This is a genomic window from Acidimangrovimonas sediminis, from assembly GCF_002871005.1.
Classification (GTDB): domain Bacteria; phylum Pseudomonadota; class Alphaproteobacteria; order Rhodobacterales; family Rhodobacteraceae; genus Acidimangrovimonas; species Acidimangrovimonas sediminis.
This window is the reverse complement of the sequence record NZ_PHSN01000008.1, coordinates 46,859-69,930: the sequence shown is the minus strand read 5'-3', so window position 1 is coordinate 69,930 and position 23,072 is coordinate 46,859. Positions and strand designations below refer to the sequence as shown.

The 23,072-nt window shown below is 67.3% G+C and carries 21 protein-coding genes; 8 read left to right on the top strand and 13 right to left on the bottom strand.

The window, feature by feature from the left end; translation table 11 throughout:
- Window positions 1-45 precede the first annotated feature (45 nt).
- The 6 genes from holA to trxA form a co-directional block, all read right to left on the bottom strand.
- Window positions 46-1,068, bottom strand: a complete 1,023-nt coding sequence (gene holA / locus CVV76_RS09395; protein ID WP_102224388.1) for a DNA polymerase III subunit delta — start codon at window positions 1,066-1,068, stop codon at window positions 46-48.
- Complete coding sequence (lptE, locus tag CVV76_RS09390) at window positions 1,065-1,559, bottom strand: LPS assembly lipoprotein LptE (RefSeq protein ID WP_102224387.1); 495 nt, start codon at window positions 1,557-1,559, stop codon at window positions 1,065-1,067. The genes holA and lptE overlap by 4 nt, the downstream gene beginning before the upstream one ends.
- The gene (gene leuS, locus CVV76_RS09385; RefSeq protein WP_102224386.1) at window positions 1,546-4,095 is read right to left on the bottom strand and encodes a leucine--tRNA ligase; all 2,550 of its coding nucleotides are present in this window, start codon (window positions 4,093-4,095) and stop codon (window positions 1,546-1,548) included. Before leuS ends, lptE begins: the two co-directional genes overlap by 14 nt.
- 167 nt (window positions 4,096-4,262) lie before the next feature.
- Window positions 4,263-4,496: a Trm112 family protein gene (locus CVV76_RS09380; RefSeq protein ID WP_102224385.1), complete on the bottom strand. Its 234-nt coding sequence runs from the start codon at window positions 4,494-4,496 to the stop codon at window positions 4,263-4,265.
- On the bottom strand, window positions 4,493-5,140 hold the full coding sequence (locus CVV76_RS09375; protein WP_102224466.1) for an LON peptidase substrate-binding domain-containing protein: 648 nt from the start codon (window positions 5,138-5,140) through the stop codon (window positions 4,493-4,495). Before CVV76_RS09375 ends, CVV76_RS09380 begins: the two co-directional genes overlap by 4 nt.
- A gap of 27 nt (window positions 5,141-5,167) precedes the next feature.
- Entirely contained in the window at window positions 5,168-6,094 is a 927-nt protein-coding gene (trxA, locus tag CVV76_RS09370; RefSeq protein ID WP_102224384.1) for a thioredoxin, read from the bottom strand.
- A gap of 467 nt (window positions 6,095-6,561) precedes the next feature.
- Between trxA and CVV76_RS09365 the strand changes: the two genes are divergently transcribed.
- The 5 genes from CVV76_RS09365 (at window position 6,562) to CVV76_RS09345 (ending at window position 12,115) form a co-directional block, all read left to right on the top strand.
- Entirely contained in the window at window positions 6,562-8,184 is a 1,623-nt protein-coding gene (locus tag CVV76_RS09365; RefSeq protein ID WP_102224383.1) for a peptide ABC transporter substrate-binding protein, read from the top strand.
- A 74-nt stretch (window positions 8,185-8,258) separates the two neighbouring features.
- Window positions 8,259-9,182, top strand: coding sequence for an oligopeptide ABC transporter permease OppB (oppB, locus tag CVV76_RS09360; RefSeq protein WP_102224382.1), 924 nt, complete (start codon window positions 8,259-8,261; stop codon window positions 9,180-9,182).
- 25 nt (window positions 9,183-9,207) lie between these two features.
- On the top strand, window positions 9,208-10,110 hold the full coding sequence (locus CVV76_RS09355; protein ID WP_233192789.1) for an ABC transporter permease: 903 nt from the start codon (window positions 9,208-9,210) through the stop codon (window positions 10,108-10,110).
- 2 nt (window positions 10,111-10,112) lie between these two features.
- Window positions 10,113-11,093 (top strand): oligopeptide/dipeptide ABC transporter ATP-binding protein, encoded by a 981-nt coding sequence (locus CVV76_RS09350; RefSeq protein WP_102224380.1) that lies wholly within the window; start codon window positions 10,113-10,115, stop codon window positions 11,091-11,093.
- Window positions 11,090-12,115 carry an oligopeptide/dipeptide ABC transporter ATP-binding protein gene (locus tag CVV76_RS09345; RefSeq protein ID WP_102224379.1) on the top strand — a complete coding sequence of 342 codons (1,026 nt, stop codon included), beginning with the start codon at window positions 11,090-11,092 and terminating at the stop codon, window positions 12,113-12,115. Before CVV76_RS09350 ends, CVV76_RS09345 begins: the two co-directional genes overlap by 4 nt.
- A gap of 272 nt (window positions 12,116-12,387) precedes the next feature.
- Here CVV76_RS09345 and CVV76_RS09340 read toward each other — a convergent pair whose 3' ends face one another.
- On the bottom strand, window positions 12,388-13,176 hold the full coding sequence (locus CVV76_RS09340) for an exodeoxyribonuclease III (RefSeq protein WP_102224378.1): 789 nt from the start codon (window positions 13,174-13,176) through the stop codon (window positions 12,388-12,390).
- A 359-nt stretch (window positions 13,177-13,535) separates the two neighbouring features.
- Here CVV76_RS09340 and CVV76_RS09335 point away from each other — a divergent pair, with 359 nt between their 5' ends.
- On the top strand, window positions 13,536-14,168 hold the full coding sequence (locus tag CVV76_RS09335) for a hypothetical protein (RefSeq protein WP_102224377.1): 633 nt from the start codon (window positions 13,536-13,538) through the stop codon (window positions 14,166-14,168).
- Between the two features lies 1 nt (window position 14,169).
- Complete coding sequence (locus tag CVV76_RS09330) at window positions 14,170-15,444, top strand: MFS transporter (protein WP_102224376.1); 1,275 nt, start codon at window positions 14,170-14,172, stop codon at window positions 15,442-15,444.
- A 192-nt stretch (window positions 15,445-15,636) separates the two neighbouring features.
- On the opposite strand, the gene CVV76_RS09325 is transcribed toward CVV76_RS09330, so the two are convergent.
- The 6 genes from CVV76_RS09325 to CVV76_RS09300 all read right to left on the bottom strand — a co-directional run bounded on the left by CVV76_RS09325 (window position 15,637) and on the right by CVV76_RS09300 (window position 22,255).
- Window positions 15,637-16,638, bottom strand: coding sequence for an ABC transporter substrate-binding protein (locus CVV76_RS09325; RefSeq protein WP_102224375.1), 1,002 nt, complete (start codon window positions 16,636-16,638; stop codon window positions 15,637-15,639).
- Between the two features lie 75 nt (window positions 16,639-16,713).
- Entirely contained in the window at window positions 16,714-17,565 is an 852-nt protein-coding gene (locus CVV76_RS09320) for an ABC transporter permease (protein WP_102224374.1), read from the bottom strand.
- On the bottom strand, window positions 17,562-18,425 hold the full coding sequence (locus CVV76_RS09315) for an ABC transporter permease (RefSeq protein WP_102224373.1): 864 nt from the start codon (window positions 18,423-18,425) through the stop codon (window positions 17,562-17,564). The genes CVV76_RS09320 and CVV76_RS09315 overlap by 4 nt, the downstream gene beginning before the upstream one ends.
- 237 nt (window positions 18,426-18,662) lie before the next feature.
- The gene (locus tag CVV76_RS09310; RefSeq protein WP_102224372.1) at window positions 18,663-19,460 is read right to left on the bottom strand and encodes an ABC transporter ATP-binding protein; all 798 of its coding nucleotides are present in this window, start codon (window positions 19,458-19,460) and stop codon (window positions 18,663-18,665) included.
- The gene (gene hydA / locus CVV76_RS09305; RefSeq protein ID WP_102224371.1) at window positions 19,460-20,914 is read right to left on the bottom strand and encodes a dihydropyrimidinase; all 1,455 of its coding nucleotides are present in this window, start codon (window positions 20,912-20,914) and stop codon (window positions 19,460-19,462) included. Before hydA ends, CVV76_RS09310 begins: the two co-directional genes overlap by 1 nt.
- Window positions 20,915-21,004: 90 nt before the next feature.
- On the bottom strand, window positions 21,005-22,255 hold the full coding sequence (locus CVV76_RS09300) for a Zn-dependent hydrolase (RefSeq protein WP_102224370.1): 1,251 nt from the start codon (window positions 22,253-22,255) through the stop codon (window positions 21,005-21,007).
- Between the two features lie 127 nt (window positions 22,256-22,382).
- Between CVV76_RS09300 and CVV76_RS09295 the strand changes: the two genes are divergently transcribed.
- Window positions 22,383-23,033: a TetR/AcrR family transcriptional regulator gene (locus CVV76_RS09295; protein ID WP_102224369.1), complete on the top strand. Its 651-nt coding sequence runs from the start codon at window positions 22,383-22,385 to the stop codon at window positions 23,031-23,033.
- Window positions 23,034-23,072 lie beyond the last annotated feature (39 nt).

Sequence of the window (23,072 nt, the reverse complement as noted above, 5' to 3'; positions counted from 1 at the left end):
GCGGTCCTCCCTGTCTGGTGTCGGTGGCGGTCTCCGCCGCCTGCGCTATCGCTGGGCAAGCATGGCAAGCCGGATCAGGCTGCGTTCCATCACCGCGCGGGCGGGCGCACGGGAGGAGGAGCGCAGCTGCAGGTCGGTCTCGACCAGGATCCCGAGCGCGGTCTCGGCCTTCATCACGTTCCACTGGCGCAGCTGCCGCTGCATCCGGTCGCGGCGCGGCCCGAAGACCGGCGGGCGCAGCCGCGCCAGGCCCTGCGCCGGCCCCGCCGGATCCGCCCCCGCAGAATGCAGCGCCCGGAAATGGCGCAGCGTCATGATGCAGAGCGTGACCGGCGCCACGCCCTGCCCCTCCAGCCGGCTGAGCATCGGGCCCAGTTCCTGCTGGCGACCCTCGGCCACGATGTCGATCACCGCGTCCACCCCGGCCTCGGTGCTCTGGGGCGCCGAAAGGGCCACCTCGGCCACGGTCAGGGGCGTCGTGTCGCCGTGCTTGTACAGGCCGATCTTTTCCACCGTCTGGCGGAAATCGCCGGGGTCGAGCGTGCGCGCCAGCGCCATCAGGTCGGTCATCGCCTCGCGGTCGACCTGCGCCAGCCCCGCCTTCGCCAGCGCGGCCTCGATCTCCTCGCGGCCCGGCGGGTCGTCGTAGATCCCCACCGCATAGGCCGAAGCATGCCCCTCGAACGCCTTGCGCAGCGCCGACCGGGCGTTGAGCTGCCCTGCCGTGACCACGATCGCCGCGTCGCCCTCGCGCCATTCGGCCAGCGCGGCGGAGATCACCGGGGCAAGGCCATCGCCCGCCTCCTCGACGAAGGCGACGCGAGGGCCGGGAAAGAAGCCCTGCGCCTTGACCGCGTCGATCAGCAGCGCGCCATCCTTGCGCAGGTCGGCCGCGGGGATCCGGGTCAGCCGCATCTCGGCCTCGCCCTCGGGGCCGATCAGCGCCGCGATCGCCTCCTGCCGCTTGAGCGCGACGCGCATCGCGTCCGCGCCAAACAGCAGCAGCCCCGCGCGCCGCGGGTCGGGGCGGGCGATGTAGCGGCTCGCCTCTGCCCCGGAAAGTTTCATTTGTTCCAGCTTCCCGAGGTGGCAAGCAGGCGGGTGACCACCTCGTCGGCGAGAATCACCATCAGGCGCCGGTGCGCGTCGGCCTGGGCCGACAGCGTGGCGACCGTCGATCCGGTCGCACCGTAGCTGACGAAGCTCTGCGCCTTGCCGGTACTGACGGTGGCGCCGGTCTGGGCGTCGCGCAGCGTGTAATTGACCGATCCGGTCACGTTGTAGCGCCCCGTCACCCCGTCGGGGGTCAACGCGGAACCGGATTCGCCCACCGACAGCGAATAGCCAAGCGTGAAGCGCGGCCCGTCGGGGGTGCCCAGCCGGGCTTCCAGCTCGCCCACGAAATCGAACGCATCGCGCGAGGTGGGGTCGTCGGCGCGGATCTTGCCACGCAGGCCGGCGGCGGGGCCGCCGGGCGCGTAGGCCGGGGTGAAGCCGCAGGCGGCCAAGGGCAAAGCGCCGAGGGCGATCAGGACTGAACGGCGATCAGATGACGACATTGACGATACGCCCCGGCACGACGATGACCTTCTTCGGCGCGCGTCCGTCGAGCGCCCGGATCACACCATCCTCCGCCAGCGCCAGCTTTTCAACCTCTTCCCGGGGCAGATCCTTCGGCACGGTGATTTCGCACCGTTTCTTGCCGTTGATCTGGATCGGCAGCACGATCTCGTCATCGACCAGCATCGCCGGGTCGGCCCTGGGCCATTCGGCATCGGCCACAAGGCCCTTGCCGCCGAGCATGTCCCAGATCTCCTCGGCCAGGTGCGGGGTCATGGGCGACATCAGCTGCGCCATGACCTGCATCGCCTGACGCTTGGCACCGGCGCTGGCGTCGGTACGCTGCACCGCATTGGCCAGACCGTAAAGCGCCGCGACCGACTTGTTGAAGGCAAAGCCCTCGATCCCCGCCGTCACCTCGGCGATGGTGCGATGCACGGTCTTGATCAGCGCCAGGTCCTGCGAGGCATCCCCCGCGCCCCGCGCGTCCACCTCGGCCGCCAGACGCCAGACGCGGCTGAGGTGCTTCGAGGCCGCATCGGCGCCCGAGGCCGTCCATTCAACGTCGCGCTCGGGCGGACTGTCGGACATCACGAACCAACGCGCGGTGTCGGCGCCGAAGCTGTCGACGATGTTAACCGGGTCGACCACGTTCTTCTTCGATTTCGACATCTTGGCCGAGGGGACGATGGTGACCGCCTCCCCCGTGGCCTTCACCTTGCCGTCCTCGACCTCCTCGGGCAGGTGATAGACCGCCCGGCCCCGTTCGTCGCGGGTCATGTAGATCTCGTGCGTGACCATGCCCTGCGTGAACAGCGCGTCGAAGGGTTCGATTGCCGTCTTCGGCAGGTGGCCGGTGATCTGCATCGCCCGCGCGAAGAAACGGGAATAGAGGAGGTGCAGGATCGCATGCTCGATCCCGCCGATGTACTGGTCGACGTTCATCCAGTATTCGGCCTCTTCCGCGACCGTGGGCGTGGTCGCGCGCGGCGCGGTGAAGCGGGCGTAGTACCACGAGCTGTCGACGAAGGTATCCATCGTGTCGGTCTCGCGCCGGGCGGGCCTGCCACAGGTCGGACAGGCGCAATCGCGCCACGTCGGATGCCGGTCGAGCGGGTTGCCCGGCTTGTCAAAGCTCACGTCTGCGGGCAGCTCGATCGGCAGGTTTTCCTTCTTCTCGGGCACCACGCCGCAGGCATCGCAATGCACCACCGGGATCGGGCAACCCCAGTAGCGCTGCCGCGACAGGCCCCAGTCGCGCAGGCGGAACTGGACCTTGGCCTCGCCCCAGCCCTTTTCCTCGTAAAGCGCGAGCGTCCGGTCCATCGCCTCCTGGCAGGTGATCTCGGTCCCCGGCGCGCCGTGCCACTGGACATAGCGCACCTTCTCGGTCTTCTGCGGCACGAAGGCGGTCTTGCCAACGCTTTCGTCGCTGCCCAGCGGCTTGAACACGTCGATCACCGGCAGGTCGTACTTGCGTGCGAAATCAAGGTCACGCTGGTCATGCGCCGGGCAGCCGATGACCGCGCCGGTGCCGTAATCCATCAAGACGAAGTTGGCGATCCACAGCGGCAGCTCCAGCGTCGGATCGGCCGGATGCGTGACCTTGAGGCCGGTGTCATAGCCCAGCTTCTCGGCCTGTTCGATGGCGGCCTCCGAGGTGCCCATGCCGCGGCACTTGGCGCAGAAGGCCGCGATCTCGGGATTGTCCTTCTCCAGCGCCTTGGCCAGCGGATGGTCGGCGGCAATGGCAGCGAAGGTCGGGCCCATCATCGTGTCGGGACGCGTGGTATAGACCGGCAGCGTCTCGAACCCCGCGGGCGCGCCCTTCACGCCGAACGAGAACGACAGGCCCTTCGACTTGCCGATCCAGTTCGACTGCATCAGCCGCACCTTCTCGGGCCAGTCCTTCAGACCGTCGAGCGCGGCAAGCAGCTCATCGGCGAAATCCGAGATGCGGAAGAACCACTGGGTCAGCTCCTTGCGCTCGACCTCGGCGCCCGAGCGCCAGCCCTTGCCGTCGATCACCTGCTCGTTCGCAAGCACCGTCATGTCGACCGGATCCCAGTTGACGACGGCATTCTTGCGGGTGATCAGACCAGCCGCCAGCATGTCGATGAACAGCGCCTGCTGCTGGCCGTAATATTCCGGATCGCAGGTCGCGAATTCGCGCGTCCAGTCGAGCGAGAAGCCCAGCGGCTTCATCTGCTCTTTCATGTCCGCGATGTTCTGGTAGGTCCAGTCTCGCGGGTTCGCGCCCTTCTCCATCGCCGCGTTCTCGGCAGGCATGCCGAAGGCGTCCCAGCCCATCGGGTGCAGCACGGAGAACCCGCACGACCGCTTGTAGCGCGCCACCACGTCACCCATCGTGTAGTTGCGCACATGGCCCATGTGGATCCGCCCCGACGGATAGGGGAACATCTCGAGGACGTAATACTTCGGCTTGGCCGGGTCACGCTTGGCAAGGAAGGTCCCCGCCTTCTCCCAGGCTTCCTGCCATTTCGGCTCGACGGTGGCGGGATCGTAACGCGACATGAGGGCCCCTTGATAGGAATAGGACGCAGCTTGCGGTGCAGCTGGCGATGCGCAGGCCGTTATATCGCCCCGGGGGCCGAGGTCCAGTGCCCCGCTTTCATTGTTCCACAAATACGCAAGCCCCGCCCGGCATGAGGCAACCCGGATAGGGGCTGTGCGGAAAGGGCCTAGTCGTCGGTCCTGCGCGCCTCGGACGCCAGCATCACCGGGATGCCGTCGCGGATCGGGAAGGCCAGATGCGCGGATTTCGAGATCAGCTCCTGCGCCTCCGCGTCATAGCTCAGCGGCCCAAGCGTCAGCGGACAGACCAGCGCCTCGAGCATGTGGCGGTCGAAGGCGGGCCGGCGCTCGCCCGCTTCGGCGGTGCCGGTCGCGGGCGCGCTTGCGGGCGTGTCGGTCATTGCAGGGTCTCCTCGGACGAGCCGCCGCGCAGGGCGAACTCGATCAGCGTCACCAGCGTCTCGCGCCGGGTTTCCAGGTTCGGCGCCTCGAGCAGCGCCTGCTTGTCCTCGTTCTCGAACGGACAGAGCATCGAGAGCGAGTTGATCAGCAACTCGTCCTCGGCATCGGCAAGGCTGCCCCAGTCGGTCGAGAGGCCCATCTCTTCGAAATATTTCTCGAGCACGCCGAGAAAGCTCTCGCGGTCGAATTTCGGATCGGTCTCGACCGCGCCCTGGTCGCCGGTGAAGCACGACCAGTCGACCTCGGCCCGCAGGTAGGGGGTGAACCCCTCGACCTCCTGACGCACCTTGAACCGCTGCACCCCCGAGAGGGTGATCATGTAGCGCCCGTCCTCGGTTTCCGAGAACGCGGTGACGCGGCCCGCGCAGCCGATCTTGTGCAGCTTCGACCCCGAGCACCCCTTGGGAAGCTCGCGCGGCTGGATCATGCCGATCAGCCGGTGTTCGGTCTTCAGCACGTCGTCAAGCATCGCGAGGTAGCGCGGTTCGAAGATATGCAGGGGCAGCCGCGCGCGTGGGAGCAGCAGCGCCCCCGGAAGGGGGAACAGGGGCAGCATATCGGGAAGGTCGGCAAGCTTTCGCATGCGCATGGAGCTAGCGCGCCCCGCGGCTCAGGCAAATATCATCGACGACAGTTTCCGGCGGCCTTTCTGCACGACCGGATCCTTGGGGTTCAGCGCCTCGAAGATGGTGAAAAGCTGAGCCTTGGCAGCGCCCTCGTTCCACTCGCGGTCGCGGCGGAAGAGTTCCAGCAATTCGTCGATCGCCGCCTCGGTCTCGCCCGCGCCGTACAGCGCCTGGGCCAGGTCGAACCGCGCCTGCAGATCGGACGGATCGGCGGCCACCTTCGCGCGCAGCTCGTCGGCGGGGCCGGCCTTCTCGGCCTGGCGGGCCAGCGCGATCTTGGCACGCGCGGACTCGATCTCCTTCGCTGTGGCGATCTCGGCGGGCGCATTGGCCAGCAGCGCCTCGGCCTCGTCGACATTGCCGAGTGCGAGGTGCGCCCGGGCCAGCCCGCCGTAGGCGCCCGCGTTGGCAGGCTCCTCGCCGAGGATCGCGGCGAAGATCTCGGCCGCGTCGGCGGCGGCGCCCTGCTCAAGGAATTCCTCGGCCTGTTCCAGCGCCGCGCCGAGGCCGCCATCGTCCTCGCCCTCGCCCTCGAGCAGCTTGTCGATGAACTTCTTCAGCTCGATCGGCGGCAGCGCGCCCTGGAAGCCGTCGACCGGCTGGCCGTTGCGGAAGGCATAAACGGTGGGGATCGACTGCACCCGCGCCTGCGCGGCCAGCGCCTGGTTCTCGTCGACGTTGATCTTGACCATGCGGACCTTGCCGCCGGTCGCGTTCACCGCCTTTTCCAGCTCGGGTCCGAGGGTCTTGCACGGTCCGCACCAAGGGGCCCAGAAATCGACGACGACGGGCACTTCCTTGGACAGCTCGATGACGTCCTCCATGAACGTCCGCTCGCTGCTTTCCTTGACGTAGGCGCCCTGCCCACCCTGCGCGTTGGCGGCCGCAGCCCCGGTGCCGAGTTCGATCATGTCATCCCCCTCTAGGCTCGTGTTGCGCCCTATATGTGTCGCGCAGGCGCGAAGGCCAAGGGGGAAATGGCGGCCAAACGTCGCGCACCCGCCGCGCCACCGGGCGCGAACCGGTCGGCTGATGCCCTGCCGGGGCGCCTGTACCGTAGCCCGGGCAGGGCTCCCTCCGGGCCGGGGCGGAGAGAATCACCACAACCTGAAATTGAAAATCACGCGCCGACGCCGACCTGACCCGCACGTCAGAAGCTTGTATTCTTTCGCCTGTGAAGGCGTCCGGGAAACATCATTGCAAATTTCCGGCGACGCCCTGCGGGGCCACTCAAATCAAAGTGAACCACGTCGCGTCACGTCTTGCCCTCGCCCACCATCCCGCTGTTGATGCCCTCTTCAAAACCAAAGGGGGGCGTCCCACGGCGCGGGCGGGAGGGTTCTGCCGCGTCCAAGCCCCCTTCAAACGGAGGTTCAATTTGAAAACGCTCACAGCGCTCTCCGCGCTCGCCCTTGCGGCGGCCGCGGCCGCCCCCGCATTGGCGCAGTCCGACCATGTTCCCGCCGGCACCAAGCTGGCCAAGGATCAGACCTACACCTACTGGTTGCAAGACGACATCAAGACTCTCGACCCCGACCTGAACCAGTCGGTCGAGGGCAACGAGATGCTTCTCCAGCTGTTCGAAGGTCTCTACGACCAGGACAACGAGGGCAACCTCGTCCCCGCGCTGGCCGTCAGCTACGACCTGTCGGCGGACAAGAAGGTGTATACCTTCCACCTGCGCAAGGAGGCCAAGTGGTCGAACGGCGATCCGGTGACGGCGCAGGATTTCGTCTATGGCTGGCAGCGCGTGGCGAACCCGAAGACCGCGTCGGAATACGCCTATTACATCCAGCTGATGAACCTCGAGAACGCCGATGACGTGGTCAACGGCAAGAAGCCGGTGACCGATCTGGGCGTCAAGGCGCTGGACGATCACACGCTGCAGGTCACGCTGTCGAAGCCGACCGCCTTCTTCCGCGAGATGCTGACCAACGCGACCACCTTCCCGGTGCCGGAAAAGGTGGTGAAGAAATACGGCGACGACTGGACCAAGCCCGAACACATGGTCACCGACGGCGCCTACACCCTGAAGACCTGGGACATCGGCGCCAAGATCGTCATGGTGAAGTCCGACACCTATTGGGACGCCAAGAACACCACGCTGACCCAGGTCACCGCGATCCCGATCCAGGACACCGACCAGGCGCTGCGTCGCTACATGGCGGGTGAGCTGGACCGCGTGCAGATCCCGGCCGGCCAGTACCCGCGCCTGAAGAAGGAATACCCGAACCAGGCGACCTCGCACCCCTATTCGTGCACCTACGCCTACCGCTTCAACGTCGGCCCGAACGGCCCGAAGGCGCTCAAGGACGTGCGGGTGCGCAAGGCGCTGAGCTACGGCATCAACCGCGACATCATCGTCAACAAGATCCTCAAGGGCGGTCAGAAACCGGCCTATACCTGGACGCACTGGGACACCGCGGGCTTCAAGGCGCCCGATATCCCCTACGCCAAGTGGTCCGAGGCCGAGCGGATGAAGAAGGCCAAGGCGCTGCTGAAAGAGGCGGGCTACGGCCCCGACCACCCGCTCAAGCTGTCGATCACCTACAACACCTCGTCGGATCACAAGAAGATCGCGATCGCGGTGCAGCAGTTCTGGAAGGCGATTGGCGTTCAGGCGACCCTCAGCAACTACGAGTGGAAGGTCTACCTCGACAAGCTCAACAAGGAGCATGACTTCGATGTGGCCCGCGTCGGCTGGTGCGCAGACTACAACGAGCCCTCCACCTATCTCGACGTGAACGTGTCCTGGTCGGACCAGAACTCGGGCCAGTGGGACAACGCCGAGTACGACAAGGTGATGAAGGATTCGACCACCGCCAAGGATCCGCAGGCGGATTACACCAAGGCGTCGAAGATCCTGGCCGACGACATGCCGCTGGCGCCGATCTACGCCTATGCCAAGGCGGACATGATCAACCCGCACATCAAGGGTATCTTCACCAAGAACGTGATGAACTACTGGTACGCGAAGGACATGTACCGCACGGCGAAATAAGCCCGCGCGACATGACCTGAAGGGGCGCGGGCCGATCCAGGGCCCGCGCCCGCCCCTTGACCGAAAGCCCCCCGATGATCGTCTACATCCTCAAGCGGCTGGCCGTCGCGATCCCGACGTTGCTGGTCCTCATCATCGTGTCCTACATGCTGATGCATTTCGCGCCCGGGAACCCGTTCTCGTCCGAGCGCGCGGTCTCGCCCGAGATCATGAAGAACCTCGATGCCAAGTACGGCCTGAATCTGCCGCTCTGGGAACAGATCGTGCATTACCTCTGGCAGGTCGTGGCACATTTCGATTTCGGCCCGTCCTTCGTCTACAAGGACCGCACGGTGAACGACATCATCGCGCAGGGCTTCCCCGTCACCCTGACCTACGGGTTCCTCAGCTTCATCGCCGCCGTGGCAGTGGGCGTGGGCCTGGGCATCACCTCGGCGATCCGGCGCAACTCGTGGCTGGATTATTGCGCCGTGGGGTTGTCGATCGGTGCGCAGGTGCTGCCGAACTTCGTCATGGCGCCGATCCTGGTGCTGATCTTCACCCTCGGCCTGCACTGGCTGCCCGGCGGCGGGTGGAGCTTTCACGACCCGCGGTTCTGGATCCTGCCGGTGATCGCGCTGTCGACGTCCTACATGGCGTCGATCACGCGGATCACCCGGTCCTCGATGCTGGACGTGCTGGGATCGAACCACATCCGCACCGCGCGGGCCAAGGGCCTGCCGAACCGCAAGGTGATCCTGCGCCACGCGCTGAAACCGGCACTGGTGCCGGTGGTGTCCTACCTCGGGCCGGCCTTCGTCTCGATGATCACCGGCTCGGTGATCGTGGACGTGTATTTCTCGACCGGCGGCATCGGCAAGAGCTTCGTCGACAGCGCGCTGAACCGCGACTACGCGGTGATGATGGGCGTGACGATCCTTCTGGGCACCCTCACCATCCTCTTCAACCTTGTCGTCGATATCCTCTACGCGTGGATCGACCCGAAAATCCGGTACTGAGCCCATGGTCTTCGACGAAACCAAGATGAATTCCCTCGCCGATGCGACCAGCCAGCCCGACGTCGCCGGGCGCTCGCTCTGGGCTGACGCACGCCGGCGGTTCTTTCGCAACAAGGCGGCGTTGCTGGGCCTCGGCCTGCTGATCTTCGTGGTCTGCTTCGCGATCTTCGGCAACTACATCGCCGCCTGGAACAACTCCGACATCGACTACAACGTGATGGGCGACGCGAGCCTGTCCGGGCCGTCGCTCAGCAACGGCCATTACTTCGGCGTGGACGACCTAGGCCGCGACCTTTTCGCCCGCACCGTGCAGGGCACGCAGATCTCGCTTCTCGTCGGTATCATCGGCTCGGCCATCGCGGTGATCGTGGGCACGGTCTACGGCGCCATCGCGGGCTATTTCGGCGGCCGGGTCGACGGCGTCATGATGCGCATCGTCGATATCCTGCTGGCGATCCCCTACATGTTCGTGCTGATCCTGCTCTTGGTCATGTACGGCCGGTCGATCGGCATGCTGTTCGTGGGCGTCGGCCTGATCTCGTGGCTGGAAATGTCGCGGATCGTGCGAGGGCAGACACTGACACTCAAGAACCGCGATTACGTCGAGGCCGCGCGCGCCATCGGCGTGCCGCCGCTGACGATCATCCGCCGCCACATCCTGCCCAACCTCGTGGGTGTCGTGGTGGTGTTTGCCACGCTGCTGGTGCCGCTGATGATCCTGACGGAAAGCTTCATCTCGTTCCTCGGCCTCGGCGTGCAGGAACCCCAGACATCGCTGGGCGCGCTGATCTCGGAGGGCGCCGGCACCATGAACTATGGTACGCTGTGGCAGCTGGCCTTCCCACTGTTCTTCTTCATCATCACCCTCTTCGGGTTCTATTTCGTGGGCGACGGCCTGCGCGATGCCCTCGACCCAAAGGAGCGCTGATCATGCCCCTTCTCGATATCAAGGACCTGAACGTCCGCTTCGGCACCCCCGACGGCGAGATCCACGCCGTGAACGGCGTCAACCTGAGCCTCGGCCGGGGCGAGGCGCTGGGGATCGTCGGCGAAAGCGGCTCCGGCAAGTCGCAGCTGAGCTTTTCGCTGATGGGCCTGCTGGCCTCGAACGGGCGGGCCTCAGGGTCGGTGACATTTGATGGGCAGGAGATCCTGAACCTGCCCGAGCCCCAGCTGAACCGCATCCGGTCCGAGCGCATCGCCATGGTGTTCCAGGACCCGATGACAGCGCTCAACCCCTACATGCGGATCTCGGACCAGCTGACCGAGGTACTGGTTCTGCACAAGGGCCTGTCGAAGCGCGACGCGCTGAAGGAGGCGGTGGCGATACTGGATGCCGTGCGCATCCCCGATGCCGCGAACCGCGTGCGGCTTTACCCGCACGAGTTCTCGGGCGGGATGCGGCAGCGGGTGATGATCGCCATGGCCCTTCTGTGCAAGCCCGACCTTCTGATCGCGGACGAACCCACCACCGCGCTGGACGTGACGGTGCAGGCCCAGATCATGGAACTGCTGGGAGAGCTTCGTCGCGAGCTTGGCATGGCGACGATCCTGATCACCCATGACCTTGGCGTCGTCGCGGGCTTCTGCGACCGGGCGATCGTGATGTACGGCGGCCGGGTGATGGAGGAATCCCCCGTCGATCCGCTCTTCGAGGCGCCGAGCCACCCCTACACCCGCGGACTGCTTTCCGCCCTCCCCCGGCTGGACGAGGACACGGCGGCGACGCCGATCCGCGGCAACCCGCCGAACATGGCGGGCGCGACGGTGGGCTGCCCGTTCCGCCCGCGCTGCGACTTCGCCGAAGGGATCTGCGCGCAGGAGATGCCCCCGCTCGAGGGCTTCGCCCCCGGCCGCACCCGCGCCTGCCACCGCGCCATCTCGGCGCTGAACGAGGAGGCCGCGGCATGACCACCCCCGCCAAGGCGCCCCTGATCGAGGCGCGCGACCTGCGCGTGACCTTCGAGATCCGCCGCCCGTCCGACCTGCCATGGACGACACCGCCCAAGCTGCGCGCCGTCAACGGCGTGTCCTTCACGCTGGAAGAGGGCAAGACCCTCGGCATCGTGGGTGAATCCGGTTGCGGAAAGTCCACGCTGGCGCGCGCGCTGATCCGCATGCTGCCCGCCGAGGGCGAGGTGATCTGGGAAGGCAAGACCGACCTTCTGAAGCTGTCGCCCCGGCAGATGCTGAAGCACCGGGCCGACATCCAGATGATCTTTCAGGATCCGCTGGCCGCGCTCGACCCCCGGATGACGGTGGGAGAGATCATCGCCGAGCCGCTCCGCACCCATCGGCCCCGCATGGGCGCCAGGGCGCGCAAGGAGAAGGTGCGCGAGATGATGGAGAAGGTCGGCCTCCTGCCGAACCAGATCAACCGCTACCCGCACGAGTTCTCGGGCGGCCAGTGCCAGCGGATCGGCATCGCCCGGGCGCTGGTGGTGGAGCCGAAGCTTCTGATCTGCGACGAGCCGGTCTCGGCGCTCGACGTGTCGATCCAGGCGCAGGTGATCGCGCTGCTGGAGGACCTGCGGCGGGAACTGGGCCTGACCATCGTCTTCATCGCGCATGACCTCTCGGTGGTGCGCCATGTCTGCGACGAGGTGCTGGTGCTCTACCTCGGCCAGATGATGGAGACGGGGGAGTCGAAGGCGCTGTTCCGTCAGCCGGAACATCCCTACACCCAGGCGCTTCTGTCGGCCGTACCGATCCCCGACCCGAAGGTCGAGCGGTCTAAGACCCTGATCACGCTGGAGGGCGACCTGCCCAGCCCGCTGAACCCGCCCTCGGGCTGCCCGCTTCGCACCCGCTGCGGCCGCGCGACCGAGGTCTGCGCCCAGACGCCGCCCGTCCGGCACCGCGCGGCCAGCACCGTGGTCTGCCACCACCCCGGCCCCGCCGAGGCATTGCAGGACGTGCTGGCCGAGGGCTGAGCGAACCATTGCCCGGGCGACCAGCCCGGGCAGCGGCCTATCGTGAGCTTGCAAGGCGCCCCAACGCCCGAGACGGGCGGGACTTTCGCGAACTGCCTCGCCCCGGCGTTCAGGCCACGCCCGACCCTCCGCCCCGGAGGGCGCATTGCAACGCCGCCGCAGGCTCAGGCGACAGAGGGGTGTGGCACGACCAAGTACCCGCCAACGCCGCAGGAACAGCGCCTGCCCGGGGCCGGGCGCCGCCCCTCTCAGCTGGCGCCCTTGCTCCCCCCTCAGATGTCGAACGTCGCGAAGACCGGCGCGTGATCCGAGGGCTGCTCCCACCCGCGCACGTCGCGCAGGATGCGGCTGGAATGCGCGGCCCCGGCGATGTCGGGCGTGGCCCAGACGTGATCCAGCCGGCGCCCCTTGTCCGCCGCGTCCCAGTCGGGCGAGCGGTAGGACCACCAGGAATACAGGTTCCCCTCGGGGATGTCCTTGCGGGTCACGTCGACCCAGCCACCGGCTTCCTGCGTCTCGGCCAGCGCCTCGACCTCGACAGGCGTATGGCTGACCACTTTCAGAAGCTGCTTGTGGTTCCAGACGTCATCCTCGCGGGGTGCGATGTTCAGATCGCCCACCAGGATCGACCGCTCCGGCGTCTCGGCCCGGAACGCATCGCGCATCGCTGCGAGATAGTCGAGCTTCTGCCCGAACTTCTCGTTCACCGTGCGGTCGGGCACGTCGCCCCCGGCAGGGACGTAGAAGTTGTGCACCGTGACCCCGTTTTCCAGTCGCGCGGCGATGTGCCGGGCATGGCCGAGGCCTGCATAATCCTCGGCCCCCGCTTCCTCGATCGGCTGTTTAGACAGGATCGCCACGCCGTTGTAGCCCTTCTGCCCCCGGGCCAGGCAATGGGCGTAACCATGGGCCTTGAAGACGTCGACCGGGATCTTGTCGACCGGGCTCTTGCATTCCTGCAGGCACAGGACGTCGGGCGCCTCCTCGCGCAGAAGCCGCGCGACGAGGGCGGCGCGCAGGCGGACCGAGTTGATGTTCCAGGTGGCAAGCGTGAACGGCATGGCAAGTCCTTCGAGGCATGCGGGACAGAGTCGGGGCGATGGAGGGCGGAAGATAGGCCCCGCAGCCGGGGGCCTCAAGCAGGTTCCGACGGCGGGTGCCATGTCTCTCCGCCGAACCACGCCAATCCGCGGCGCGGCGCCACCGAGGTTGGGATGGCGGTGGACCTCCGACACGTCACCGCTCACCCTGGTCCTCCCGGGGACGCCGTTCGCCGCTTGCCACCGCGGCCGCCCCGGGCGAGGATCGGCGTGAATGTCCGAGGTTCCCGATGCGTGCTGTCCAGTTCTCCGCCCCGCTTGCCCCCCACCCTGCCGCCGCGCATCGCGCCCGGCGCCTCCGGGCAGCTCGGGCCGGGGCCTTGGCGCTGCTGTCCGGCCTGCTTGCCGGCGCACTCCCGGCCCTGCCCGCAGCGGCCACAGTACTGGGCCGGATGGAGGCGCAGATCGCCGGGCGGCACATCACCTATCACACCTCGGACACCGCCGCAGCAGGCTCCGGCTGGGAGGCCCGGGCCAACCGCAAGGTCGTGTCGATCCTGTGGAAGGGGCCAGCCCCGACCGACCTCCTGCTGATGGAGATGACGCTGGAGAACGGCAGCCCTGCGTCGGCGCGCCTCCTGTTGCCCGAGGCCCGCCAGGGTGCGGTCGAAGCGAAGGCGCCGCGCGATCTGTCGGTCAGGTTGCAGGCCGTGCGGACCGACGGAAGCTGGCTGAAGCTGAAGGGCCGTGCGACCGGCACCTTCTACCCGCTTCGCCGGGGCGGGGCGCTGCTGCCGGACGACGGCCTCCCCGTCACGGTGCGGTTCGATACCTGGGTGCCCGGCATCGCGCCGCCCGCACAGTCCAAGCCCTCCCATCGGAAAACCGGCAAGACGGCCACGGAGACGGAGACGGGCGCGACGCGCAAGGCGCACCCCGCCGCGCCCGAACGCTCGCCATTGCCGAAACCCCGCGCGCCGGCCCCTACGGCGGCCCATCAGGAGACACCCTGACATGCCCGCCCCCCTCGTGCTGCGCAATCGCGGCTTCGGCCTCCTGATCTCGGCCAGCGCGGTGTCGAACCTCGGCGACGGGGTCTCGGCGCTGGCCTTTCCCTGGCTCGCCACCCTGATCACCCGCGACCCGCTGCTGATCGGGGTGCTCGCGATGGCCGGGCGCCTGCCATGGCTGATGTTCTCGCTTCCCGCCGGGGTGATGACCGACCGCTGGGACCGCGGGCGGATCATGGTACGGGCCGACCTGGTGCGGCTGGTGCTGACCCTCGGGGTGGTCGCGCTGATCCTGTCGGTGCCGGCGCTGGATGGCGCCGCACCGGGCGGAAGCCTCGCCGGCGCGGGCTGGCTGATGGCGGTGCTGGCGGCACTGTCGTTCCTTCTGGGCACCGCCGAGGTGCTGCGCGAGAACGCGGCGCAGACCGCCCTTCCCGCGATCGTCGCCCCTGCGGATCTGGAACGCGCCAACGGCCAGCTCTGGAGCGCCGAACACCTCATGGCCTCGTTCCTCGGGCCGCCGCTGGCGGGTGTCCTGATCGCCGCGGCGGTGCCCCTGCCCTTCGCCTTCGATGCCGCGACCTTCGCGGTGGCAGCCGGCCTCGTCGCGCTGATCGCGATGCCGCGGTTGGCGCCCGTGGCGACGCGCCGCCGCTTCCTGGCCGAGATGGCCGAGGGCATCGCCTGGATGCGCGCCAATCCCTTCGTCCTGCGCCTCGCGGTGATGCTGGGGCTGATGAACGCCCTCTTCACCGCCGGGCAGACAGTGCTGGTGCTCTATGCCCAGGACATCCTCCACCTCGGCGCCGTGGCCTTCGGCGGCCTGATGACCGCGGGCGCGATGGGCGGGATCGCGGGCGGCCTTCTCTGCCCCGGCCTCGTGCGGCGCCTCGGCGGCGACCGAAGCCTTCAGCTCGCACTGGCGATGATGGCTGTCTCGGACCTCGTGATCATGGCCGCCACCTCGGCCCCGGCGGTCGGGGGCGCGATCGTGCTGCAGGTGCTGGGCGGCATGCTCTGGAACGTGGTCACGGTCTCCTACCGCCAGCGGGTTATCCCGCCGCTGCTGCTGGGCCGGGTGAACAGCGTCTACCGCTTCTTCGGCTGGGGCGCGATCCCGCTCGGCGCGCTTGCCGGCGGTGCCATCGTCGCCGGGCTGGAGCCCGCGCTCGGCCACGTGGCCGCCCTCCGCGCGCCCTACGCGGTGGCGGCCGCAGGCGGCGGCGCCCTCCTGCTCTACGCGCTGGCCCGGCTCAGAATGCCCGCCTGCGCCAAGTGATCACCGCCGACGGCCCGCCCAGCCCCTTTCCCCGCGCGGCCCCCTTTCATCTTGGCGAAGATACTCCGGGGGTTCGGAGGCTGGCCCCCGGCCTCACCCCCGCCCCCGGCCTCACCCCCGCACGCCCATCCTCCCCCAACGCAAAGGGCCCCGAGGTTTCCCCGGGGCCCATCGCCGCGTTACGCGCGTCCGTCACTTCTTCAGCGCAAGATCCGTGACCTCATGCGTCCAGGCCCCCTCGGGCTTCTTGGTGATCGCCGGGTTCTCGGGCGAGATCGCCGACAGCAGCGTGTTCACCGTCTCGTCGTAATCCTTCGGATCCAGCGCGCCGTCCGAACCCTCGGTAAGCTTCGCCACCTCCTTCATCATGTATTCCTGGTGCTCCAGCGTCTGGGCGCCCGAGGCATCGTTGTCGATGACGATCTTGGCGGCCTCGTCGGGGTGCTGTTCGGCCCATTTCCAGCCCTTCATCGAGGCCCGCACGAACTTCACCATGTCGCCCTTGAACTTCTCGTCCTTGAGCTTCGGCCCGAGGACATAGAGCCCGTCCTCCAGCATCCCCACCCCTTCCTTGAGGTAGTTGAAGGTCACCAGCTGGTCGGGCTTGATCCCCGCGTCCAGAACCTGGCCGTATTCGTTGTAGGTCATGACCGAGATGCAATCGGCCTGGTGCTGCAACAGCGGATCGACGTTGAAGCCCTGCTTGAGAACGGTCACCCCGTCCTTGCCGCCCTCGGTCGGGATCTTCAGCTTCGCCATCCAGGCGTAGAACGGGTATTCGTTGCCGTAGAACCAGACCCCCAGCGTGTGGCCCGGGAAATCCTTGGGCGACGAGATGCCCGAGGATTTCAGGCACGTCAGCTCCAGCCCGCCGTGCTTGAACGGCTGGGCGATGTTGACCAGCGGCAGGCCCTTCTCGCGCGCGGCCAGAGCGGCGGCCATCCAGTCGACGATCACGTCGGCGCCACCACCCGCGATCACCTGCTCGGGCGCAATGTCCGGGCCGCCCGGCTTGATCGTGACGTCCAGCCCCTCGTCGGTGTAGAAGCCCTTGTCCTTGGCGACGTAATACCCCGCGAACTGCGCCTGCGTGACCCACTTGAGCTGCAGCGTCACCTTGTCGGCGGCACTGGCCGAAACCGCCGCCCCCGCCACCATCGCGCCGGCAATCGCCCCGGCTACCAGTTTCCTCATTCCTTCAACCTCCGTGTTGGCGGGCCGGGTTGTCCCGGTCCCGGGTTCTCTTTCACTCGTCCTGTCGCGGAGGGGTCACCCCCGCGCCCGCTGTGACGGATGCCAGAAGGTCACGGCCCTCTCGATCATCGCCACAATGCCATAAAACGCGCTTCCGGCCAGCGCCGCGACCGTGATCTCGGCCCAGACCATGTCGAGGCCCATCCGCCCGACCTCGGTCGAGATGCGAAAGCCCATCCCCTTCACCGGCGAGCCGAAGAACTCCGCCACGATCGCGCCGATCAGCGCCAGGGTCGTCGCGATCTTCAGCCCGTTGAAGACAAAGGGCATGGCCGCCGGCAGCCGCAGTTTCCACAGGCTCTGCCAGTAGCTCGCCGAATAGGTGGCCATCAGGTCGCGCTGCATCTTCTCGGACGCCGCCAGCCCCTCGACCGTGTTCACCAGCACCGGGAAGAACACCATCACCACGACGACCGCCGCCTTCGACTGCCAGTCGAACCCGAACCACATCACGAGGATCGGGGCCGTGCCCACGATCGGCAGGGCGGCGACGAAGTTCCCCACCGGCAGGAGCCCCCTTTGCAGGAAGGGCGAGCGGTCGACGAGGATCGCGACGATCACCGCCGCCGCGCAACCGATCACATAGCCCGACAGCGCGCCCTTGATGAAGGTCTGCACGAAATCGACCCAGAGGATCGGCAGGCTGCCCGCGATCTTCACCGCGATCTCGGTCGGCGGCGGCAGGATCACCAGCGGCACGTTCAGCCCGCGCACCAGCCCCTCCCACACCACCAGCAGGGTCAGGCCGAACAGCGCCGGCACGATCAGGCCGACCGCCCGGCTCTTCGCCCAGCGACCGTTCGAGAGCCGGATGTTCACGGCCCAGGCTGCGGCCCAGAAGACCAGTACCGAGACGATCCAGATCATTGCCGCATCCCCATCCGCCGCAGCGTCACCGCCTGCAGCGCGCCGATCGCGCCGACAAGAACCGCCGCCACGATCGCCGCCATGAACAGCGCGGCCCAGATCATCACCGTCTGGCCGTAATAGCTGCCCGACAGCAGCCGCGCGCCAAGGCCCGCGACCGCGCCCGTGGGCATCTCGCCCACGATGGCACCGACGAGGGCGGCGGCGGCCGCAATCTTCAGCGAGGTGAAGAAATAGGGCATCGAGGCGGGAAAGCGCAGCTTCCAGAAGGTCTGGGACCGGCTGGCCGAATAGGTCTTCAGAAGGTCGAGCTGCATGCCATCGGGGCTGCGGAAGCCCTTCACCATGCCGACCACGACCGGGAAGAAGCTGAGATAGGCCGAGATGATCGACTTCGGCAACAGCCCGGTGATGCCGACCGAGGCCATCACCACGATCACCATCGGCGCGATGGCGAGGATCGGGATCGTCTGGCTGGCGATCGCCCAGGGCATCACCGACATGTCCATCGCGCGGTTGTGCACGATCCCCACCGCCAGCAGCACCCCCAGCCCGGTGCCGATCGCGAACCCCAGCAGCGTCGCCGAGAGCGTCACCCAGGCATGGTAGACAAGGCTGCGCTTCGAGGTGATGGCCTGACCGAACACACCCTGCCAAAGCCCCTCGGCCACCTGGTGCGGCGCAGGCAACTTCGGGCGTTTCTGCGCCATCGTGTCGGTCAGGATCTGCGAGAAGGTGACGGTCTGGTTGTTGCGCGCCGCCTGGTCGAGGGTCCACTGGGAATTCATCCAGACCGAGGCGCCGTACCAGACCACGAGGATCGCGGCCACGACGGTGAGGATCGGGATCACGGATCTCATGCATGCCTCCCCTTGCTTTCATTGTTCTCCAAATACGCAAGCAGCGCCCGTGGCCGGCGGGCCGCCGTGCGTATTTTAAGAACAATGAAAGGATTTGGGTGTGAGCTTGGCGCACGGTACAGGCTGGCGAGCCGATGACCGTGAACGATGAAAGGGGGGCCCGCGTCCCTACCCCAAGCGCGGGACGGCACAGGGGGGCGCAGGGCGACCGAAGCCCCCCGGGCCGTGACCCGCGACTCAGTCATAGGAATGCCCCGCGCGCAGCCCGTCGCGGACCCGGTGGGCGACCTCGATGAACGCGCTACTGTCGCGGATGTCGAGGGGGCGGTCCTTCGGCAAGGGGCTTTCGATCACGTCGGTGATCCGGCCGGGCCGGGGCGACATGACCACGATCCTGGTGGACAGGTAGACCGCCTCGGGGATCGAGTGGGTGACGAAGCCGATGGTCTTTCCGGTCCGCGCCCAGAGCTTCAGGAGTTCCTCGTTCAGCCGGTCGCGGACGATCTCGTCCAGCGCGCCGAAGGGTTCGTCCATCAGGAGGATCTCGGCGTCGAAGGCCAGCGCCCGGGCGATCGAGGCGCGCTGCTGCATTCCGCCCGACAGCTGCCAGGGGAACTTCTTGCCGAAGCCGCCGAGGTCGACCAGATCCAGCACCTCCTCGACGCGCCGTACCTGCTCGGCCCGGTCGAACCCCATGATCTCCAGCGGCAGCCTGATGTTGCCGGCGATGGTGCGCCAGGGATACAGCCCCGCGGCCTGGAAGACATAGCCGTAGGCCCGGCTCTTGCGCGCTTCGTCCGGGGTCATGCCGTTGACGGAAAGCGTGCCCTCGGTCGGATGCTCCAGCGCTGCGATGGCACGCAGGAACGTCGTCTTGCCGCAGCCCGACGGCCCGATGAACGAGACGAAATCGCCCTTCTCGATCGTCAGGTTCACATCCTTGAGCGCATGAACCGGGCCGTCGTTCGTGGAGAACGTCAGCCCGAGGTTCCTTGCCTCGATCACCGTTTGCGCGGGGGAAGCCGTATCCTTCATCACACCCCGCTCGGCGGAATGCCCGACCGCTGGACCGGCCGCGGGGCGGTCAGGTCCTTCCAGCTCGACAGCGCCTTCGACACCGCGCCGTTCGGCGGACGGCTGACGAATTCGCCGTGCCCCTCCTTCGGGTTCAGATCGCCATCCACCACCGCGACACGGCCGCGCGACAGGGTGTAGCGCGGCAGGCCCTTCACCGTCTTGCCCTCGAAGACGTTGTAATCGATCGCCGATTGCTGGGCCGAGGCGGAGATCGTCTTCTCCTTCTCCGGATCCCACACGATCAGGTCGGCATCGGCGCCCACCAGCACGGCGCCCTTCCTGGGGTAGATGTTCAGGATCTTGGCGATATTGGTCGAGGTGACGGCCACGAATTCCTGCGGCGTCAGGCGCCCCGTCCCCACCCCGTAGGTCCAGAGCATCGGCAGACGGTCCTCCAGCCCGCCGGTCCCGTTCGGGATCTTGGTGAAATCGCCGACGCCGTAGCGCTTCTGGTCCGTGGTGAAGGCGCAATGGTCGGTCGCCACGCAGGAAAGCGACCCAGAGGCGAGGCCGTTCCACAGGCTGTCCTGATGCTGCTTGTTGCGGAAGGGCGGGCTCATCACGCGGCGCGCGGCATGGTCCCAGTCCTTGTCGAAATACTCGCTCTCATCCAGCGTCAGGTGCTGGATCAGCGGCTCGCCCCAGACCCGCTTGCCCGCCTGTCGCGCGCGGCGGATCGCCTCGTGGCTCTCCTCGCAACTCGTGTGCACCACGTAGAGCGGAACCCCCGCCATGTCGGCGATCATGATGGCGCGGTTGGTCGCCTCGCCCTCCACCTGCGGCGGGCGCGAATAGGCGTGCCCCTCCGGCCCGTTGTTGCCCTCGGCCAGAAGCTTCGCCGACAGCTCGGCCACCACGTCGCCGTTCTCGGCATGCACCAGCGGAATCGCCCCCAGCTCGGCACAGCGGCGGAACGAGGAATACATCTCGTCGTCGTTCACCATCAGACTGCCCTTGTAGGCCATGAAATGCTTGAAGGTGTTGATGCCGCGCTCCTGCACGACGGTCTGCATCTCGTCGAACACCTGCTTCGACCACCAGGTGATCGCCATGTGAAAGCTGTAGTCGCAATGTGCCCGGGTCGACTTGTTGTCCCACTTCTTCAGCGCGTCGAGCAGGCTCTCCCCCGGGCTGGGCAGCGCGAAATCCACCACCATCGTGGTCCCGCCCGCCAGCGCCGCGCGCGTGCCGCTTTCGAAATCATCCGAGGAATAGGTGCCCATGAAGGGCATCTCCAGATGCGTATGCGGATCGATCCCGCCCGGCATGACGTAGCAGCCGGTCGCGTCCAGCACCTCGTCGCCGTTCAGATCGGGGCCGATCTCGACGATCCTGCCGCCCTCGACCTTGACGTCGGCCGCATAGGTCAGGTCCGCCGTCACGATCGTTCCGTTCTTGATGACAGTACTCATCCCTGCCTCCCTTTTCCATCGAAGGGCGCCGCACACCCTTTCATTGTTCCACAAATACGCCGGGGGGTCCGGGGGGCTGGCCCCCCGGCCTCATTCCACGACGACTGCCGTCTCCAGCACCGCATGCAGAAGCACGTCCGCCCCGGCCCCGGCCCACTCCTGGCTGATCTCCTCGGCCTCGTTGTGCGACAGGCCGTCGACGCAGGGGCACATGATCATCGCCGTCGGCGCCACCTGCGCGATCCAGCAGGCATCGTGCCCCGCGCCCGAGATGATGTCGCGGTGCGAATAGCCAAGGCTCTCGGCCGCCTTCCTGACGGCGCCCACGCAACCCGCGTCGAAGGTGACCGGATCGAAGCCGCCGACCTTCTCGAACTCCACGCCAAGGCCCATCTCGTCGCAGATCGCCTGCGCGCCCTCCTTCAGCCGGGTCTCCATGTCCTCGATCACCGCAAGGTCGGGCGAGCGGAAGTCGACCGTGAACACCGCCTTGCCGGGGATCACGTTGCGCGAGTTGGGATAGACGTCGATATGCCCCGCCGCCCCCACCGCATGCGGCGCGTGGGACCAGGCGATCTCGTCCACCAGCTGCAGCACCCGCGCCATGCCGAGGCCCGCATTCCTGCGCATCGGCATGGGGGTGGAACCGGTATGCGCATCCTTCCCGGTGATCGTGACCTGCGTCCAGCTCAGTCCCTGGCCATGGGTCACCACGCCGATATCCTTGCCCTCGGCCTCGAGAATCGGGCCTTGCTCGATGTGCAGCTCGAACATCGCGTGCATCTTGCGCGCGCCGACCACCTCGTCGCCGACCCAGCCGATCCGACTGAGCTCATCACCGAAGGTGTTGCCCTCCGCATCCGTGCGCGCATAGGCCCAGTCCTGCGTGTGGATCCCCGCGAAGACGCCCGAGGCCAGCATCGCGGGGGCAAAGCGCGTGCCCTCCTCGTCGGTCCAGTTGGTGACGACGATCGGATGCTTCGTCTTCACGTCGAGGTCGTTCATCGTCCGGATGACTTCCAGCGCGCCCAGAACCCCCAGCACGCCGTCGTACTTGCCGCCCGTGGGCTGCGTGTCCAGGTGGCTGCCCATGTAGACCGGAAGCGCGTCGGGGTCGGTGCCCGCCCGGGTCGCGAACATGTTGCCCATGGTGTCCACGCCCATGGTCATGCCCGCGGCTTCGCACCACCCCTTGAACAGCGCGCGGCCCTCGGCATCGGCATCGGTCAGGGTCTGGCGATTGTTGCCGCCCGCCACGCCCGGGCCCACCTTCGCCATTTCCATGAGCGAGTCCCACAGGCGCGCGGGGTTGATGCGGAGGTTCTCTCCGGGTGCAGCCATGTCGTTCTCCCTGTCGGCGGGGTTTGCAACCCTCTTGCGACGAATCCAATTCTGACCATATGGTCAGGCTTGAGACTGGGACGGCTCTGACCATCCGGTCAAGGTTTATCTCGGGAGAAAGCGCAGGATGAACGAGGAATCGCCGGTCGGACGCCCAAAAAAAGGGCGGCGCGAGGCGGCGCGGGAAGCGACCGAGCAGGCGATCCTCGAGGCCGCCGAGAAGGTCTTTGCCGAGGCCGGCTTCGGCGGGGCGACGATGCAGCTGATCGCCGATCTGGCAGGGCTGCCCAAGGCCAATCTGCACTATTACTTCGCCACCAAGGAATCGCTCTACCGCGCGGTGGTGGAGCGGATCTTCCGGATCTGGCTGCACGCCGCAGACCAGATGGACGAGGCCGCGGGCCCGGCCGAGGGGATCGGCGCCTACATTGACGCCAAGATGGAGATCTCGCGCCGTCACCCGAACGGGTCGAAAGTCTGGGCGTCGGAGGTGATGCACGGCGCCCCGGTGATCCAGGATTACCTTGAGACCACGCTGCGCGACTGGACTGCGGGGCGCTGCGCGGTGATCGAGCGCTGGATCGCCGAGGGCCGGATGGCCCCGGTTGACCCGCGCCACCTTCTCTACATGCTGTGGGCCACGACCCAGCATTACGCCGACTTCAACCACCAGATCGAAACGCTGAACGGCGGCCGCCCGCTGTCGGCCGCGGACTGGGAGGCGGCGAAGACCAACGTCAAGGAAGTGATCCTGCGCGGGATCGGCGCGCTGGACTGATCCTGCCCCGCCGGGCCAGGGTCAGCAATGGGGTCAGGA